Genomic DNA, 17,268 nt, shown 5'->3' with positions numbered 1-17,268 from the left:
AAAGGCACGACGTTTTCATTTGCCCGAACGTCATAGTTTTCGCACACCCTTCGTTGAACTGCGAAATCCACGACGTTCGCCGCCAGGTCAATCCGTGACGGACGCGCCACGCAGCAGGTCGGCGGTATGCCACACGACATCCGCGATGCGGCGCAGCTCCGACTCCTCGCTGATCGACCGCCATATACGGCAATAGACCTCGAACCACGACTCCCAGCGTGCGGCGAGGAGACGGCCGCGCTTGGCCGATTCCACGTCGTCGCTCTCACTGTCGGCATCGCGCCAGACGTGCGCGAGATGCGCGCCGATGTCGTTGAGCAGCAGCTGGCCTTCGCAGGCGAGCAGCAACGGCTGGGCCATCATGGCACGCTCGCCGCTGGCTCCCGCGATCGCCTCGGCGATGGTCCGGCGGCACTCAATCAGCGCATCGTTCATCGTCGCGGCCGCGTCGAGACGCTCCCCCATCGCCCTCATCGACGCTTCACGCGCCTGACGCACCGTGGATGCGGCGGCGACGCACTCGCGCCAGTCGCCTTCGCATCGGGATGCCATAACGGCCTGCACATCCTCGTTGAGTCCGCCGCGGCCGTCGTCCAATTCCACTATGCCGACCAGATCATGCCAGCCGAAGGCGACCTGCCGGGCGGCATCGCTCCACGCTTCGACCAGCCGTCCGCCGGCGTCGCCGTAAACCGCCAGTGAGATCCGCCGGTTGAGCTCGGCCTCCATACGGGAGGCGTCCTCGGGGTCATCCGCGTCGCCAAGCGCCTCGGGATCCCACGCGTATTGCGCGCCGACCATCATGGAGGGAATCGACATGCGCGGATCATTGACGTGCCCGAAGTCGCCCCAGTCAGTGACCAGCATGCCTTCGGCGCCATGGCGGGCGCCGTACCGGGCCATGCGGGAGATGTTGCGCCATGCGTCATGCGGGCGGGCCAGCAGCGAGTTCCACCCCCACACGGCCGGGCAGACGATCTGTCGCGCGCCGGATCGCGCGACCAGACGCACTTTCTCGTCGATGGCTTCGGGCTCGTAGATCCAGTTGAGCAGCGTGACGTCGCTGGGCAATGATTCGAGGATCTGCGGCATTTCGACGGCGATATCGCCCCAGAACTGCGGCTCGTGCCCCCGCTCGCTTAAATGGCGGCACAGGCGGGTCACATAGTCGGCGTACATCGCGGCCACTCCGCGGCGTTCGGCCTCCCCATGCCCCCGCCCCTTGCCGAGGTCGAAGGTCTCGTCGGCGCAGATGTTGAACTTCTTCGAGCGGAACAGTTCCAAATACGAATCCACCAGCGAGCAGGAGAAGTCGAAGGCGCGCTCGTCGGTGATGTTGAGCGTGTGGTGTTCCATGCGTTCGATGAAACTGTACGTGCGGTCGGCCTGTTCGGGGAATTCGCCCAAGTCTCGCAGTTCCCGCGTGCGCAGCGCCATATAGTGGTGGCCGAAGGTCGAGACGGAGGGTACCAGTTCGATGCCGCGCTCGGCGCAATACCCGTCGAATTCGATGATCTGCGCCGGTGTCAGCGGGCCGACGCCGCGCCAGGTCTCGCTCATATGGTCGAAGGTGAAGCTGTGCTCGATGTAGAGCTGCAGCTGGTTGTATTTGGCCAGGCACAGCAGGTCGGCCCACTGTTTGAGCCAGTCGAGTGTGGGCACTCTGCCGCGTGTGGCGTCGAGATAGTATCCGCGCACCGCGAAGGCCGGTTCGTCTTCGATATGGACCTGCGGCAAGGCAGGCGCGGATTGGCGGATGATCTGACGCAGCGTCTGCACACCGTCACGTAGGCCGGGCAGACCTCCGCCCAGGACGGTGATGCCGTCGTCGGCGATATCCAGCCGGTAGGCGCGCTCGCCCATCGTCGACGCGTCGGCGTCACCGGCATCGCGGTCGGAGGCGACCTTCAGCCGGATGAATCCCGCCCAGGTCTCGCCTTTCGCCGTATCCCAGCGCAGACCGGTGGCGCGCTCGATGTCGTCGGCCAGTTGTGTGGCCAGCACGCACGACGGGTCGAGTCGGCCCGCCTCGCCGGTCTCCACGATGCGTCCCATATACGGCAATACGAAGCGTCGGCCGGAATCCTCCACTTCTCGTGGCATCGGCACCAAGGCCAGACCTCGTTCGGGCATCGCTGATGTTGCGGGCATGAATGTTCCTTTCCGCGGAAGGTGGAATCGACGGCGTTCGGGCCGTCACAGAATACGAAGCTGATCGCGCATCACGAAGGCGACCGCGCCGAGGGCCGCGGCGTCGACGCCGAGTCGGGACCGACGCACGTTCACGGCGGTGATGAACCGCGATCTGACCATGTCGTTGATGACGTCCCGCGCCGCGCGCACCATTTCGTCGTCCACCACATCCTCGGGGCCGGCGACGACCACCTCGCTGATGTTGGACATCGCCACGGGCATCGCCAGCGCGCGGCCCAGAATGGCACCGGCGTCGGCCACAATGTCGCCCCGCTGGTCGGGATCCTGGGCTATGCGATGCTCCAAAACCGGGGTGGAGACCAGGGTCTCCAGGCATCCGCGTTTGCCGCAGACGCATTGCGGCCCGTCGTCATCGACGACGACATGGCCGATCTCGCCGGCGGCGTGGTCCGCGCCCTGCACCACATTGCCGCCGATCAGCAGGGCGGCGCCGAGGCCTTTGGCCACCTGCACCAGCATCATGTTCTCCGAGCCTTGGGCGAAGCAGCGCTCCGCGAACAACGCGCAGTCGGCGTCGTTCGCCACCGTGGCCTCCAGGCCGAGCCTGTCGCGCAGGATCGCCGCCAGTTCCACGTCGCTCCATCCGAGGTTGGGCGCGGCCAGCACGACGCCTTCGCGCTCGTCCACAGTGCCCGGCGTGGCGACAGCCACTCCAAGCACCGGGGCGTGGGCGCTCTCGACCAGCCGCTCGCAGAACTCCACCACCTGCGTGGTGCGCAGCGGCATATGCTCGACGATGGCCTCCTGGTCGCGTTCGAGGATGTTGCCAGCCAGATCCGTGACGATGCCCCGCATGCCGTCGGCCTCCGAGATGTCGACCGACACCACGTTCATGGATTGCGCGTTGAATCCGACCAGCAGCGCGGGCTTGCCGGGCTTCGGGGAGTTCTGGTACCCGCCTTCGGTGACGAGGCCGTCATGGATCAGTTCTGCCACCACGTCGGATGTTGAGACTTTGGACATGCCGGTGATTCGGGAGAGCTCGGCCCGTGAGCACCATACGTTCGGGTAGATGGCGCGCAGCACCGCGGTGCGGTTGCGCTGTCTGATATCCGAAGGCGCGGCGCCGGAATAGTCGTCACGCGCATGGGATAGACGGGTGAGCCCCATGTCCAAACCTCCTTGTTAGGGCGATCAGGCGCCGTGGCGCCATATACCCACTGTAGCGCCGCAAAGCGAGCGCCACCCGCTATTTGACCGCTCCGGTGGTGATGCCCTTGGCGATGTTGCGCTGCACGATCATGAAGAACACCACAACCGGCAGGGAGAACAGCACGGACGCCGCCATCTGGCCGCCGAAATCGGTTCCGGCGGGAGTGGAGAAGCTGGACAGCCACACCGGCAGCGTGTACTTGGTCTGGTCCTTCATGAAGGTGTAGGCCATCAGGTAGTCGTTCCATGCGGTGATGAACGCGAACACCGAGGTCGAGACCACGCCGGGGGCCACCAGCGGGAAGGTGATGCGGCGCAGGATCTGCCATTCGCTGGCGCCTTCCACGCGGGCCGATTCGAAGATGTCCTTCGGAATCGACAGGAAGAAGCCTCGCATATTCCAGATCGAGAACGGCAGCACGGTGGCGATGTACGCCAGGATCAGGCCGATGTATTTGTTGAGCAGTCCGAACTGGTTGAACACGATGAACTGCGGGATCAGCATGGCGGTGCCGGGAATCATCTGCATGGCCAGGATCATGACCATGATCGTGCGCCGTCCGCGGAAGCGGTACAGGGTCAGCGAGGCGCAGGCGAGGAACGCGAAGAACACGGAGATGACGATGGCCACGAAGGTGACGATAACCGAGTTCTTCAGGTTGACGAAGAAGTTGGTCTGGAACATCGCGGTCTGGAAGTTCTCCAACGACCAGTGCGTGGGGATGAACACCGGTTGGGTGGTCATCACCTCGCTGCGCGGCTTGAAGGCGGTGATGGTCATCCAGTAGACCGGGAACAGCCACACGACGCTGAATACGATCGCCAGCACGTTGGTGCCGATCCTGCGCCAGTTGAGATTGCGGTTCGTCTTCGCTCCGGCGCGGGCGCCGGCTTGTTTGGTCGCGGTCGTCATCACAGGTCCTCCCCCGTCTTGAGCAGATTGCGCACGTACACGCCGGTGAGCGCGAGCAGGATGAGCACGGTGATCACCGAAATCGCGGCGCCCTGCGCGATGTCGAAGTTGACGAACGCCTGCTTGTAGGTGAACACGCCGATGGTGGAGGTGGAGCCGGAGGGTCCGCCTTGGGAGACCAGCCAGATCTGGTTGAACACGTTGAAGTCCCAGATCACCGACAGCATGGCGATCACCATGATGCTGGGCTTGATCAGCGGCACGACGACCTGCCAGTAGGTGCGGATGGGGCCAGCGCCGTCGAGCTGCGCCGCTTCGATGCAGGAGTGGTCGATCTGCGTGGTCGCCGCGTACAGGGTGATGGCGATGTACGGCACGGCCTGCCAGACCACCAGCAGCCAGATGCACACGAACGCCAGCGTGGTGTTGTTCGACCAGGCGAGGTTGCTCACGTCGCCGAAGATGCGCAGTTTGGTGAGCAGATAGTTGATCACGCCGTATCCGGGCTGGAACAGCCACTTCCACACCACGGAGGAGGCGACGTTCGGCATGGCCCATGCGAAGATCAGCGCGAAGGTGACGATATAGCGCATCACCGTGCCGAGTTTGGTCATCATCTGCGCGACGGCCATGCCGATGAGCATGCTGCCGACCACCAGCGCGGCGGTGAACAGGAAGGTGCGCAGCAGGGACTGCCAGAAAGCCGCGTCGGACAGGGCGGAGGCGTATTGCGACAGGCCGACGAAATCGAATTCGCCGGTGAACAGCGAACGTTGGTTGAAGTTGGTGAACGAGGTGAACACCAGGAAGATGATCGGCACGATGACCAGCGCGGCGAGGATGATTCCGGTGGGAGTCAGCAGCAGCGCGGTGAATCCGGTCGTCGATTTCATCGTCTTGCGGGTGCGGGAGGTGGTGTGCGCTGGCCGTGGAGCGTTGCCGGTGTGCTGCGCGGTCGGTGTCAGAGTGGAGCTTGTCATATCAAAATCCCTGGTGACGGATGGCGTTGAACAGGCCGGGAGCCGCGCATGCATACAAAACAGTGGGCGCGGCTCCCTCAGGCCGGTGGAGACTACTCGCCGAGCACTTCGTTCAGGTGCTCGTCGAAGCTCTTCGCGGCATCCTCGACGGAGGTGCCGGTGGCGATGGACTGGGTGAACTCGTTGATGGACTTGTCGCCCTCGATGGTGGCCCAGTTCGGGGAGGCCGGGGTGGCCTTCGAGTTCTTGGCGGCCTCGAAGAAGCCACGCTGCACCTCGGGGAAGTCGCTGGAGTTCATGGCTTCCTCCAGGCCTTCCACGGAGTTCGGCATCCAGCCGTCGTGGGCGAAGATCCACTCCTGCTGGATCTTGGCGCTGGCGGCGATCTTGACCCATTCGACGGCCAGGTCCTGGTTCTGGCTCTTGGCGGCGATGGCCCAGTCGGAACCAGCGACCATGGACGGCTGGTTCTCGCCGCTCATGCCCGGCATGGCGAAGGTGCCCAGATCGTCGTCGGTCATGGCGCTGTTGAGCTCCTTGACGCCGGAGATCGCGTTGCTGTTGCCCAGGATGGCCGCGGTGTTGCCGTCGGCGAGGAACTGGTTCTGGTTCGGGTTCGCCGTGTCGACGGTGCGGGAGGCCTCGCTGGAGTACTTGTTCTGGAAGTCCTTCCAGTTGGTCATGCCTTCGATGGCTTCGGCGCTGGATGCGGTGCCCTTCCAGGTGCCGTCTTCGTCGGAGGCCACGTCGCCGCCGGCGTCCCAGATGAACTGCAGGGCGGAGTACCAGTTCTGGCCGGGCAGGTAGAACGGGATGAAGTCGGGGTTGTCGGCGTTGGCGGCGGCCACCGTGTCCAGATCGGCGATGAACTCGTCCCAGGTGGTCGGCGCTTCGGTGATGCCGGCCTCGGCCCACATCGTCTTGTTGTAGACGACGGCGCGGGCGGCGGCGAACGCCGGCACAGCGTACAGCTTGCCGTCGATGGTCGCGGGCTCTTCGAGGCCGCCGACCCATTCGTTGCCTTCGCTCAGCTCGTCCTTGTACTCGGTCAGGTCCATCAGGGCGCCGCTGTCGGCGAAGCCCGACACCTGCGTGTTGCCCAGATCGACGATGTCGGGCGGGGTGGAGGTGGACAGCGCTGTGGTGAGCTTGGTGGTGATGCCGTCCCACTCCTGGATTTCGACGTTGGCCTTGGCGCCGGTCTTCTCCTCGAACGCCTTGTTGATGGCGTCGAGGGTCTCGTCGGTGAAGTCGTCCTTCATGGCCCAGACGGTGATCGTCTTGCCGGACGCGTCATCGGACGACGAGTTGGAGCCGCCGGATGAGGGGCTGCCCATCGAGCATCCGCTCAGAGCCATCGCGGCGACCAGTGCCATCGCCGTGGAGGCGACGATACGCTTCTTTTGCATGTCCATTCTCCTTGTGACCGTTTCGTATCGGCGGCGTCTTCCCGCCTTGCAGTGAGGATTGGTGTCGGTGTCGCGTCACTGCAACCACGCCGACTGGTCAGGTGTTCGCGACGTTCGCGGGCACCGTATGCGTCAAGGCCTCAAGCAAGTGGTGTTTTGGATTGGATGGGTTCCGCCCCAATATTTTAGTTTAGTTTCCTTACTTACCTAGGGCAACAAACTTCATTGTTGATGGATACACTAGACCCTCACCGCAAAGAACGCAAACGCGACACGCCCCCTGCCGCGCCATTTATGCGCGAAAGGGGGCGTGTCTTTGGATCGAAAGGTCCGTCACGGCCTATTTGAGCTTGCGACCGGCGCACCAGACCTGTTCGACGGTCCAGGTGTCCGGGTCGGTCAACAGCAGGTCGGCGGCGAAGCCGGGGGCGATCAGGCCCAGAGGCGCGCCGGTGACGGGATTCGGCTTGTCATAGCCGAAGGCCTTGGCACCGGTGAGCGTCGCGGCCTCGACGGCCTCGACCGGCGAGATGCCCAACTCGTTCACCGCGCGCCGCACCGCCACTTCAAGCAGCAGCGTGGAGCCGGCGATCGCGCCGTTGGAGACCAGACGCGCGTGCCCGTCGACCACATTCACGTCCAGCGCGCCGAGCTTGTACGACCCGTCGGGGCAGTCGGTGGCGGCCATCGCATCGGTGACGAACGCGGTGCGGTGGGGCGCGAACCTGAAGCTCAGCGACACCATCGGATCGTCCACATGGAAGCCGTCGTTAATGAGTTCCACGGTGACGCGCGGATCCTCCACGGCGGCAGGAATCGGGCCGGGTTCGCGGTGATGCAGGCCGTTCATCGCGTTGAACATATGGGTCATGATGCCGGCACCGGCGTCGAAGCCTCGTCGGGCCATCGCATAGTCGGCGTCGCAATGACCCACCGCGGGCACGGTGCCGGCCGCGGCGAACTGGCGGATCGCCGAGAGTCCATGCGGCAATTCGGGCGCGATGGTGATCTGGCGGATGCAGCCGTCGGCGGCCTGAAGCATCTCGTCGACGACTTCGGGCACCGGGTCGATCAGGCATTGCGGATCATGCGCGCCCTTGCGGGCCATCGCCAGAAACGGACCTTCGAGATGGCATCCCAGAATGTCGGGACGTTCATCCATTTTGGCCCGCACGTTGCGGATGTTCTCGCAGATCACATCCACCGGATTGGTGATCAGCGACAGCACCTGACGTGTGGTGCCGTGCACGGCGTGGCCGGCGCGGGCGATATCGATGCCTTCGGGACCGTCGTCGAAGCTATGCTCCCACGAACCGTGGGCGTGGATGTCCACATAGCCGGGCGTGAGCAGGCGGCCATCCGCGTCGATGACGGCACTCCCCTCCCCCGGGTCGATTCCGACGGATCGGCACGCCGACTCGAATTCCTCGTCATTGGTGCCGACGGCTTCGATGACGCCGTCGGCGTTCGACACGACCCAGCAATGCGACCGTTCGCCGCGCGCGTCGATTTTGCGCGCGCCGCGGATCGCGACCGGCGACGGATCGCCGGTGAGCGCGTCGGTGACGCGGGAGACGATGCTCTCTCGGGATTGAGCCATGGTTCCTCGCTCTCCTCGCCCTGTCGGGCGGATCAGATGCCCTGCCAGGCGGGCTTGTGCGAGTAGGCGTACTGGTAGTACTCCTTGTGGCGCAGGCTCGAGGCGGCGGCCTCGTCCACGATGATCGTCGCATGCGGATGCATCTGCAGCGCGGAGGCCGGGCAGAAAGCGCTCACGCCGCCCTCGCATGTCTGCGCGATGGCTTCGGCCTTGCCCGCGCCGAAGGCGAGCAGCACCAGATGGCGGGCGCGCATGATCGTGCCGATGCCCTGGGTGATGCAGTGCGTGGGCACTTGGTTGATGTCGTTATCGAAGAAGCGGGCGTTGTCGACGCGGGTCTGCTCGACCAGCGTCTTGATGCGCGTGCCGGAGGCGAGCGACGAGCCGGGCTCGTTGAAGCCCACATGGCCGTCGGTGCCGATGCCCAGGATCTGCACGTCGATGCCGCCGGCGGCCGCGATCGCCGCGTCGTAGTCGGCACCGGCGTGGGCGAGCTTGTCGCCGTCCTCAAGCGGCGCGCCGTCCAGCACATCGCCCGGCACATGCACCAGTTCGGGGTTCATCCCCAGCGGCTCGACCACCGTGCGGTGGATGGTGCTGTGGTAGGACTCCGGGTGGCTCAGCGGCAGGCCGATGTATTCGTCGAGCGCGAAGCCGCGCACGCGGCTCATGTCGATGTTCTCGTTCTTCACCGTTTTGGCCAGTGCCTGATAGGCGGCCAGCGGGCTTGATCCGGTAGCCAGGCCCAGCACGGCGTCGGGCTTGGATTTGATGAGGTCGGCCACCGCGCGGGCGTAGATTTCGCCGGCTTCGGCTTCGTTCTTGACAATGATGACTTCTGGCATGTTCTACCCTTTCAAGAGGTACCTAGGGCAAGGGTCTCTTTTTTTTGTTAACTTCCTTGTCGTATTCGAGTATACGCCTACCGTGGACCATCGCACGCCACCGCACATCACCATGCGACGCCAGCGCACGACGCCACCGCACGATGGCCCACGCGACGCCGCGGCGCTATGGCACGACGATGGCGCCAACGGCATTGCCCGCGGCCGCGTCGTTGCCGAGGAAATCCTTATCCTGCGCGAGGCCGTTGCGGTCGACGATGCGCTTCGCCACACCCATGGCGGGACCTTGCGCCACCGGACGGTAGCCGTCGAACACGGTGACGGATTCGGGATCGCCGTGCTCACGGACCACGCCGCTCGGGTCGGGTGCCGTCGGCGCGCTGCCCGGATCGCGCAGCACCGCCACGCCCTGCGGCACGGCGATGCCGTCCGGATCGTCCGGCATGTCGGCGAAATGGTAGTAGAGGTTGTTGGAGTAGACCACCGGGGAGTCGCCCTGCGTCCAATTGCCTTCAACGGCGCCGCTTTGCGCGTTGTAGAAGATGTTGTTCTCCACGACGGCATGCCCGCCGACGTGGTTGTCGCGGATGATCGTGCCGCCCTCGGGGATGACGAAGGTGTTCTGATAGACATGCGCGTCGGGGTTGTCCGGGATGTCGATGGCGCCCTTGAGGTCGCCTTGCGCGATATTGTAACGGAAGGTGTTGTTCACGGATTTGCCCATGCAGAACATCACGGTGCCGCCGGTGTTGCCGTGCGAATAGTTGTACTGGTACAGCGTGCCGTCGCCGTAGTCGGCGTCCCACGCCTGGCCGTCGTCGTTGCCGTGCGCGCCGTTGCGCATGCGGAACACCTCGTTGTACTGGAACAGGGCGTTCTTGCAGCGCCACGGCCAGATCCCGGCGGCCACTTTGCCGAAGTCGGTGGCGCAGTAGTCGGTGTCGTTCACCTGGCGGGCCGCCCCTTGGGCCACGTTGTACTGCACCAGCGGGCGGTCGCAGTACATCACGGTGATGGCGTCGCCTCCGGCGTCCTTGACGTAGTTGTTTTCGATAAGCACGTTGGTGTGTCCGTACCGCGCGATCGCCTCGTCGGCGATGGTGCCGTCGCCGTAGTCGTCGGCGTCCAGCTCGTTGAGGTAGGCGGTGTAGCCCACGGCGATGCCCCAGCGGCCCACGGTGTCGAGCCGGTTGCCGACGATGCGCATGTCGTCGAAGCGCGCGATGGAGGATTCCTTGCGCGAGGAATCCTTGGGATAGTGCGCGATGGCGTAGATGCCACCGTTGGCCAGATGCTTGTCGTAGACGTTGCCGGTCACGTCGTGGATGTTCAGCCCGGTGAGCACGATATGCCGCAGCGTCCCCTCGTTTTCGGCGATCACGGCCACGCCGGTGCGGTTCATGGCGTCGCGGTCGTTGTACGCCAGCCCGTCGGGATTGCCCAACTCGCGGCTGTTGGTGATCTCCAGGCCCTCGACCTCGACGTATTGCACGTCTTTGAGCAGCAGCGCCGTGGAGATGACGGCGCGGTACCGATGCCCGCCGATCTCGCAGGTGTTGTAGTCCTGAAGCCATTGCCCCTGTCCGTTGGCGTTGATGACGGGGTCGGCGCCTTCGCCGTAGGCGGCGATGCGAATCGGAGCGTCCGCGCTGCCGGCGCTGCCCTCTTTGATATGCAGCGCCTGGTCGTTGAATATGGATCCTCGCTTGAGCAACACTTGGTCGCCGGGGCCAAGTGCGATCTCGCCGATGCGTTCGAGGCTGCCGAACGGGGCGTCTTCGCTCAGACCATCGTTGGTCGTATCGGGGGCGACGTCGGACGAGACGTAATAGAGCATGCTCTCTCCTATTGTGCTGACTGGCACCGCCCTTCCCTCATGGAAGACGCGGCGGATTGTTCGACGAACGCCTGCAGCGCGCGCCATGGGACGTCTTCGACGACGATGGCGTCCGCATAATTGTTAACTATATTCACAAATTTCTGTTTTCTCAATTCCGCCACGACATGCGCGCGCACCTCGACGAACTCCGCCTCACGGCCGCCGATGGACCACGAATTGTTCCGAAAGAAGCGTTCGACCTCGCCATCCTCGACCCCCATGCCCGGCAATGACGGATCGGAGCAGTACCGCTCTTCGAGGGCCGCCATCTCATGCGTCAGATAGGTGCCGAAATCATACCGGGACAATCCATACACCGGAGCCCCCTCCCGCACCGTGCGTTCCAGTCTTGCGTTATGCTCCTTCCAGCGCCGTTCAAGGGATTCGAAATCGCTCCCATCCACCAATCCCGCCTCGCAGACCACCCCATAGAATGCATGCAGACGGCGCAACCGATCCACGGCGCGTCGAACAAGATGCTCCGTAACGGACTCCCCCTCGAAGGACTCCCGCCAGAACCCATGCCCCAAATCAGCGTCATAGCGACGACGGAAATACACCTGCGTCGCATAACGCTCATACTCCACAGCGAACAGGAACTCCCCCTCTCCCACCATGCGCCCGCCCAGAGGGAACAGCGCGGTGTGGCCGACGCACGGGACGCCCTGAGCGTCCGCCCCGACCACCCCGACCACCCCGACCGTCTCGTTCAAACCGACCGATTCGGCCGCTTCGCATGACCTATCCGGCCTGGCCTCCTCGCCTAAACCGGCCGTCCCACTCGAACCATTCATCACGTTCTCCTCGACCATCACGCATCCGACGTGCCCAACGCATGCCGAAGTCACCCCCATCCTAACCGGGCCGACATCCCACTCACCACACCGCCATCGGTATGCCGTGGAGGTTTTGCCGGTAGACTGGGAACCTCACCGGTGCCGCAGCGGCGGCGTTCGGGGCGCGGCGAGGATGCCGCGACACGATGAGAAAGCGGCGAATCCATGCAGCGACCCACCATAGAGCCCAGCGGATACGACTTCGGCAAACCCGCCAAAGCGAGCCCCGCCGACGCGCGACGGAGCAACCGGGCGCTGATCTTCTCACTGCTGTTCCCCAACCGACAGTATTCACGGGCGCAGCTTGGGCGGCTCACCGGACTAAGCCGCGTGGCGACATCCGACGTGGTCAATGCGATGCTTGACGAGGGACTGATCTGGGAGACAGGGCCGGACCGTCGCCCACCCACCGGCAAAGGCAAACGCGGCACGATGCTCAGCGTGAACACCGACCGCCATCGCATCATCAGCATCAGCCTCGCCCAGACCCAGCTCATCCGGGGCGCCATCACCGATCTGCTCGGCCACCCGATCGACCACGCCGAGGCCACGGTGCCCCACGGACGAGCCACCACCGTCGACGACATCGCCAAAGTCATCGAAACGCTGCTGGAAAGAACGGACCACGCCATCGGCATCGGCGTGGCCGCGACGGGCATCATCGACGAGAACGGCACCGTTCGCATCTCCGCCGGCCTGGGATGGCGTGACGTCGAACTCGCCTCCGCGCTCGAACGGCGCTTCGCCCTGCCGACCACCGTCAGCAACGACGCCACCGCGGCCCTGATGACGGAGCGTTTCTTCGGCCAGGGCGGCGGCAATCTCATGTTCGTGCATCTGCACCACGGCGTCGGCGCGGCCCTGCTCGTCAACGACGCCCTTGTGACCGGTGAGAGCCGAGCCGCTGGAGAGATCGGCCACATTACGGTCGACATGCAAGGTCCGCCCTGTCCATGCGGCAAACAAGGCTGCCTGGAACAGCTGATCGCCGCGCCCCATATCCGCCGACGGATGCAAGACGCGGACGACGCCGAGGCGGACGCGATCATCGGCGAGGCAGCACGGCTGCTCGGGCAGGCTTTGGCCATGCCCATCGGCATGCTCGACATGAGCGACGTATGCGTTTACGGACCGGCCGATATCGTCAACGACACCTTCCTGCACTCCCTGCAACTCCACCTCGATGCCACCACCGACGCCGCATGGCGCAGACGCACCACCGTTCGCCGCTGCCGGTGCGACGGCGACATCGTGCTGCGCGGGGAAGCCATAGCCGTGGCCTACAATCATGTCAACAGTCTGTGAAGCCAGTCAGCAAATCCTTGGCGACACGCCGATTTTGAATCTTAATTGCGTTTATTGATTAACCGCGTTAATATTCAAATCAAGTTCGGATTCAAGGACGAGCGGACAATACGAACACACCCGCGATGGAGCAAAGGAGGTTCACGGTGAACGCCACAATACCAGCCAACACCACGGCCTCACAGGCATCCATCTCCGAATCCAACCGCTCCCGCATCCTGCGACACCTCTACCACCACGGCGTCAGCTCCCGCGCGCAGATCGCCAAAGCGCTGGAACTCACCCCCGCGGCCATCACCAAAATCACCGCCCGCCTCATCGAAGCCGGCGTGATCAAAGAGACCGGCGACATCGAAGGCAGCAAAAACCGCCGCTCCATCGGACTCAAACTCGACACCGCGCACTTCCGCGTCATCGGCGTCAAATTCGCGCGCAGCCTCGTGCAGATCGGCGTGTTCGACCTCGCCGGCAACCGACTTTCCCTCGACAACCTGCCCACGGTCTCCAACGACACCGTCTGGGACACCATCGCCACCATCCACGCCAAAGTCAACGACCTGCTCGACGGCGACAAGCGCATCATGGCCGTCGGCATGGCCGTCCCCGGACCCTACCTGCGCGGCATCGGACGCATCGCCGTCGTCTCCTCCATGCAGGAATGGCGCAAAGTCAACTTCCTGCGCGAATTCGCCGACGCCTTCCGCGTGCCTGTGTTCCTCGAGCAGGACGCCCGCGCCGGAGCGCTCGCCGAATACCTCTTCGACCCCGACATCACCGCGGACAACCTCGCCTACTATCTGGTGGGCGAAGGCGTCGGCCTTGGCGCGATCGACAACGGGCATCTCATCAACGGCGCGCTCGGTGCCGCCACAGAGATCGGCCATATCAGCATCGACGTCAACGGCAAGCCCTGCGACTGCGGCAACGTCGGCTGCTTGGAACGCTACTGCTCCGCCGGTGCCATCCACGAGCTCATCAACGCCGCGACAGGCTTGGTTCCCGGCTCGGCCAACATGTCGCACGCCGAGGCTTGCCGCGCGCTGTTCGCTCTGTGCGAGGAAGGCGACGAGGCGGCCAATCATCTGCTCAAGCAGGTCGCACGCTTCGTCGGATACGGCTGCGTGACCATCTTTAACGCCTTCAATCCCAGCCATATCGTCCTCGGCGACATTGTGTCCGAAGCGGGCGCGCCGCTGCTGAACGAGGTGCGCCGCGTGGTGGACGAGCGCGTGATCTCCGAACTCAACGACTCCACCACCATCACCCTGTCCGGACTGTCCACCGACGCCGCCGTGGCGGGCGCCGCGGCGGTGGCCATCACCCAGTTTTTGGAACACCCCTCGGTGTTCTTCGACGTCACCTAACCCAAGGCGCCTGTCGACAACAACCTCACAACCTAAACCTCCTCCCCACCACAGAAAGGAACACACCATGTCCACCCCCATCGTTCTGAGCCTCGGCGAACTCCTGTGGGACATGCTCCCCACCGGCAAGCGCGCGGGCGGCGCCCCGGTCAACTTCGCCTACCATGCCATGAAGAACGGCGCGGACGGCTACTCCATCAGCGCGGTCGGCGAGGATGAGCTCGGCGACGAGCTGCTTGAGGAAGCCAAGAAGGCCGGCATCCACACCATCATCCAGCGCAACGCCTGGCCGACCTCCACCGTCGAGGTGTCGCTGAAGAACGGCATTCCGGAATACACCATCGTCAAGGGCGTCGCTTGGGACCACATCCTCTACACCCGCGAGCTCATCGACGTGGTGTCCAAGGCCGACGCCGTGTGCTTCGGCACCCTGGCCCTGCGCTCCCCTGAATCGCATGACACCATCACCGAGCTGCTCAAGCACACCAAGCCGGGCGCCATGAAGTTCTTCGACATCAACCTGCGCGGCGACCACTACTCCAAGGAGCTGATCGAGGAACTGCTCAACGCCGCCACCGTGCTCAAAATCAACGACGAGGAACTGCTGCTGCTGCGCGATATGTTCGACATCCGCGGCACCTCCGGCGAGGACGCCGCCCGCTGGTTCATCGAGGAGTTCAACCTCGACTATGTGATTCTGACCGCGGGCAGCGCATACAGCACCATCCTGTCCAAGAAGGGCGAGTCCTCCACCGTGGACACCCCGCATGTCACGGTCACCGACACGGTCGGTGCCGGCGATTCCTTCTCCGGAACCTTCACCGCCCACATCCTTGCGGGCGAGCCCCTCGCCGAAGCCCACCGCCGCGCGGTCAACACCGCCGCCTACGTGTGCACCCAGGCCGGCGCGTGGCCGGAGTATCCCGACACCATGCCCGACTACCTCGCCGAAATCGGCAAGTAAGCCGGGGCCGTAAGCCGGGTCCCTGACCGTCCATCGTCAGGCGGAGGCCGGTGCGAATCGCCGAATGTGAGGCGATTCGCACCGGCCTTCCGTTTTGTATGCCTTGAGCGGAACACGCCCGCGCGGATTGGGAGAACAGGCGCGTCGGTGTATATTGAAATGTCCGGCCATTCGCGCCGGAGCTTGATAACTCAAGATTGGGGCTGATCGGTTTCGACGGTGACCTGTTCGTCGCAGGGAAGCGTGCCGAGAACGCAGGGTCCGCTCGTGGATGTCCCCTGCAAAAGAATAAGTGCTAAATCTAACCGCACTGAGTTCGCTCTCGCTGCCTGAGCTTCGCGCCAGGATTAACCAGTGAGCAGCCGCTCCGTTCACTCTCCTTCGTCTTCGGGGAGAAGCTGAGCGTCGTTGAGAAGACTTGCTTTGATGGCTGAGCTTCAGGGCCATCGAAGGACTTTTACTGCAGATATGCCCGCCGTCCGTTGTCTGCGACATAGACGGGGGCAGAAAAACCGCCGCACGGCCAGCAGACTACGCACGTAGAAGACTGAGGGTACGGTCATCGGACCGGGGTTCAATTCCCCGCAGCTCCACCACACAAACGCCACTGCCGCAAGGCAGTGGCGTTTTTCGTTGGAATACCAATGATTCCCACTTCCACCGCCAGACAGACACAGGCCGTTCCGGCGCGGTTCGACCCCGATATGAGACAGTGCTTGAGTGGCGTCTCAAGTGGCGAGGAAACCGTTATTTGATGATGGGCTTGAGGGGGGCGGAGACATCGACCTGCCGCTTGTCACCGATTACGTTGGGATCGTTGATGATTTTGTCGACCACCGCTTTTTTGAGTTCGAGATCCGAGGAGTCGCCCCATACGATGACCCGCTCGCCGTTGTTCAACGTCGTGGTGATGGAATCACGGGTTTCTGCGGTCACCGATGTGACCGTCTGACGCATCGATTCGGGCAGGGCAGCCAGAATCTTCAGCGCCTCTTTAATCGCCTGCGTGTTCAGGCTGTTTTCCACATCCTCGACCTCGATCACCGGAATGCCGTCGACGTTCGCGCCTTCGACCGAATTGAGCACACGCCCCTGGCTGTCCACCGCGGTCATCGACTCGTCCGACGATTTGAGCATGGCGGCGGGTTTCTGCGCTTCGATTTCGACGAGCAGCCCGTGGGGGAAGCGTTTCGTCGCCGTGGCGGATGTGACGCCGGGAATCTCCTTGATCTGGGAGATGACCTCATTAGAGGAGACCAGCAGCAGCGATTTGCCCGACTGCTCGCTGGCGATGCCCAGCACTTGGGATTCGCTGACCCATTCGTTGGCGCCTTCGACCGTGATATCGGAAGTCCGCAACTGCAGCATCGATGAGAAGAACAGCAGCCAGGTCAGTCCGGCCACCGCGCACGCCACCGCCACCGCGATCAGCACCCGCAGCACGATCACACGGCGGGAGGCCTTTCGACGCTCCTTGGATCGCTGAACGAAATCCACGACCTTGGGTCGCGAGGACACACCAAGAGGCCCGGCGCTCTCCTCAAGCGTCGAAGCGACGTAATCCTTGCTGGACAGCGCGCGCGCATCGACGAACGCCCCCGACGCGCTGCGATTGGGTTTCTCCTCGCCTTCAGCGCCGGCCTGTCTCGGTTCGGATGACGCCGAACGGGCCGAGCGGGCTTGGGAAGACGCGGCACGCTTCCCGATGACACGCGAACGCTTGCCATCGGCCCCGGATCGGGTGGAACGCGACCGACGAAGACCTCCGGTCACACCGGCTCCGCTCGTCCCACTGGAAACATCGGAA

13 protein-coding genes and 1 other RNA gene are annotated in these 17,268 nt (G+C 64.0%); 4 read left to right on the top strand and 10 right to left on the bottom strand.

Annotated elements, in window-relative coordinates; genetic code table 11:
- Positions 1-87: 87 nt before the first annotated feature.
- The 9 genes from AC1AV0_RS07940 to AC1AV0_RS07900 form a co-directional block, all read right to left on the bottom strand.
- Positions 88-2,151, bottom strand: a complete 2,064-nt coding sequence (locus AC1AV0_RS07940; RefSeq protein WP_476572811.1) for a glycoside hydrolase family 20 zincin-like fold domain-containing protein — start codon at positions 2,149-2,151, stop codon at positions 88-90.
- 45 nt (positions 2,152-2,196) lie between these two features.
- Positions 2,197-3,324 (bottom strand): ROK family transcriptional regulator, encoded by a 1,128-nt coding sequence (locus AC1AV0_RS07935; protein ID WP_476572809.1) that lies wholly within the window; start codon positions 3,322-3,324, stop codon positions 2,197-2,199.
- Between the two features lie 79 nt (positions 3,325-3,403).
- Complete coding sequence (locus AC1AV0_RS07930; RefSeq protein WP_476572807.1) at positions 3,404-4,279, bottom strand: carbohydrate ABC transporter permease; 876 nt, start codon at positions 4,277-4,279, stop codon at positions 3,404-3,406.
- Positions 4,279-5,259, bottom strand: a complete 981-nt coding sequence (locus AC1AV0_RS07925) for a carbohydrate ABC transporter permease (RefSeq protein WP_476572805.1) — start codon at positions 5,257-5,259, stop codon at positions 4,279-4,281. The genes AC1AV0_RS07930 and AC1AV0_RS07925 overlap by 1 nt, the downstream gene beginning before the upstream one ends.
- Positions 5,260-5,351: 92 nt before the next feature.
- Complete coding sequence (locus AC1AV0_RS07920) at positions 5,352-6,668, bottom strand: extracellular solute-binding protein (protein WP_476572803.1); 1,317 nt, start codon at positions 6,666-6,668, stop codon at positions 5,352-5,354.
- Between the two features lie 340 nt (positions 6,669-7,008).
- The gene (gene nagA / locus AC1AV0_RS07915; protein ID WP_476572801.1) at positions 7,009-8,268 is read right to left on the bottom strand and encodes an N-acetylglucosamine-6-phosphate deacetylase; all 1,260 of its coding nucleotides are present in this window, start codon (positions 8,266-8,268) and stop codon (positions 7,009-7,011) included.
- A gap of 32 nt (positions 8,269-8,300) precedes the next feature.
- Positions 8,301-9,113, bottom strand: a complete 813-nt coding sequence (gene nagB, locus AC1AV0_RS07910) for a glucosamine-6-phosphate deaminase (RefSeq protein ID WP_476572799.1) — start codon at positions 9,111-9,113, stop codon at positions 8,301-8,303.
- A gap of 166 nt (positions 9,114-9,279) precedes the next feature.
- Positions 9,280-10,950, bottom strand: coding sequence for a right-handed parallel beta-helix repeat-containing protein (locus AC1AV0_RS07905; protein ID WP_476572797.1), 1,671 nt, complete (start codon positions 10,948-10,950; stop codon positions 9,280-9,282).
- A gap of 8 nt (positions 10,951-10,958) precedes the next feature.
- Positions 10,959-11,786 carry a hypothetical protein gene (locus AC1AV0_RS07900; RefSeq protein ID WP_476572795.1) on the bottom strand — a complete coding sequence of 276 codons (828 nt, stop codon included), beginning with the start codon at positions 11,784-11,786 and terminating at the stop codon, positions 10,959-10,961.
- A gap of 207 nt (positions 11,787-11,993) precedes the next feature.
- Here AC1AV0_RS07900 and AC1AV0_RS07895 point away from each other — a divergent pair, with 207 nt between their 5' ends.
- The 4 genes from AC1AV0_RS07895 (at position 11,994) to ssrA (ending at position 16,057) form a co-directional block, all read left to right on the top strand.
- Positions 11,994-13,133, top strand: coding sequence for an ROK family protein (locus AC1AV0_RS07895; protein ID WP_476572793.1), 1,140 nt, complete (start codon positions 11,994-11,996; stop codon positions 13,131-13,133).
- 158 nt (positions 13,134-13,291) lie between these two features.
- Positions 13,292-14,497: an ROK family transcriptional regulator gene (locus tag AC1AV0_RS07890; protein WP_476572984.1), complete on the top strand. Its 1,206-nt coding sequence runs from the start codon at positions 13,292-13,294 to the stop codon at positions 14,495-14,497.
- Between the two features lie 67 nt (positions 14,498-14,564).
- Positions 14,565-15,461, top strand: coding sequence for a carbohydrate kinase family protein (locus tag AC1AV0_RS07885; RefSeq protein WP_476572791.1), 897 nt, complete (start codon positions 14,565-14,567; stop codon positions 15,459-15,461).
- Between the two features lie 199 nt (positions 15,462-15,660).
- Positions 15,661-16,057, top strand: a transfer-messenger RNA (tmRNA) gene (ssrA, locus tag AC1AV0_RS07880).
- A gap of 151 nt (positions 16,058-16,208) precedes the next feature.
- Here ssrA and AC1AV0_RS07875 read toward each other — a convergent pair.
- Positions 16,209-17,234 carry a cell division protein FtsQ/DivIB gene (locus AC1AV0_RS07875; RefSeq protein WP_476572789.1) on the bottom strand — a complete coding sequence of 342 codons (1,026 nt, stop codon included), beginning with the start codon at positions 17,232-17,234 and terminating at the stop codon, positions 16,209-16,211.
- Between the last annotated feature and the right edge of the window lie 34 nt (positions 17,235-17,268).

Source organism: Bifidobacterium sp. LH_558 (assembly GCF_056356295.1).
Note: the sequence above shows the minus strand (reverse complement) of the source record. Positions and strands in the feature narration are given on the sequence as shown.

Coding starts and splice junctions, on each gene's coding strand:
- AC1AV0_RS07920 (WP_476572803.1), bottom strand. CDS start 6,668: ATGCAAAAGAAGCGTATCGTCGCCTCCACGGCGATGGCACTGGTCGCC.
- AC1AV0_RS07940 (WP_476572811.1), bottom strand. CDS start 2,151: ATGCCCGCAACATCAGCGATGCCCGAACGAGGTCTGGCCTTGGTGCCG.
- AC1AV0_RS07935 (WP_476572809.1), bottom strand. CDS start 3,324: ATGGGGCTCACCCGTCTATCCCATGCGCGTGACGACTATTCCGGCGCC.
- nagA (WP_476572801.1), bottom strand. CDS start 8,268: ATGGCTCAATCCCGAGAGAGCATCGTCTCCCGCGTCACCGACGCGCTC.
- AC1AV0_RS07885 (WP_476572791.1), top strand. CDS start 14,565: ATGTCCACCCCCATCGTTCTGAGCCTCGGCGAACTCCTGTGGGACATG.
- AC1AV0_RS07895 (WP_476572793.1), top strand. CDS start 11,994: ATGCAGCGACCCACCATAGAGCCCAGCGGATACGACTTCGGCAAACCC.
- AC1AV0_RS07925 (WP_476572805.1), bottom strand. CDS start 5,259: ATGACAAGCTCCACTCTGACACCGACCGCGCAGCACACCGGCAACGCT.
- nagB (WP_476572799.1), bottom strand. CDS start 9,113: ATGCCAGAAGTCATCATTGTCAAGAACGAAGCCGAAGCCGGCGAAATC.
- AC1AV0_RS07905 (WP_476572797.1), bottom strand. CDS start 10,950: ATGCTCTATTACGTCTCGTCCGACGTCGCCCCCGATACGACCAACGAT.
- AC1AV0_RS07930 (WP_476572807.1), bottom strand. CDS start 4,279: ATGACGACCGCGACCAAACAAGCCGGCGCCCGCGCCGGAGCGAAGACG.
- AC1AV0_RS07900 (WP_476572795.1), bottom strand. CDS start 11,786: ATGAATGGTTCGAGTGGGACGGCCGGTTTAGGCGAGGAGGCCAGGCCG.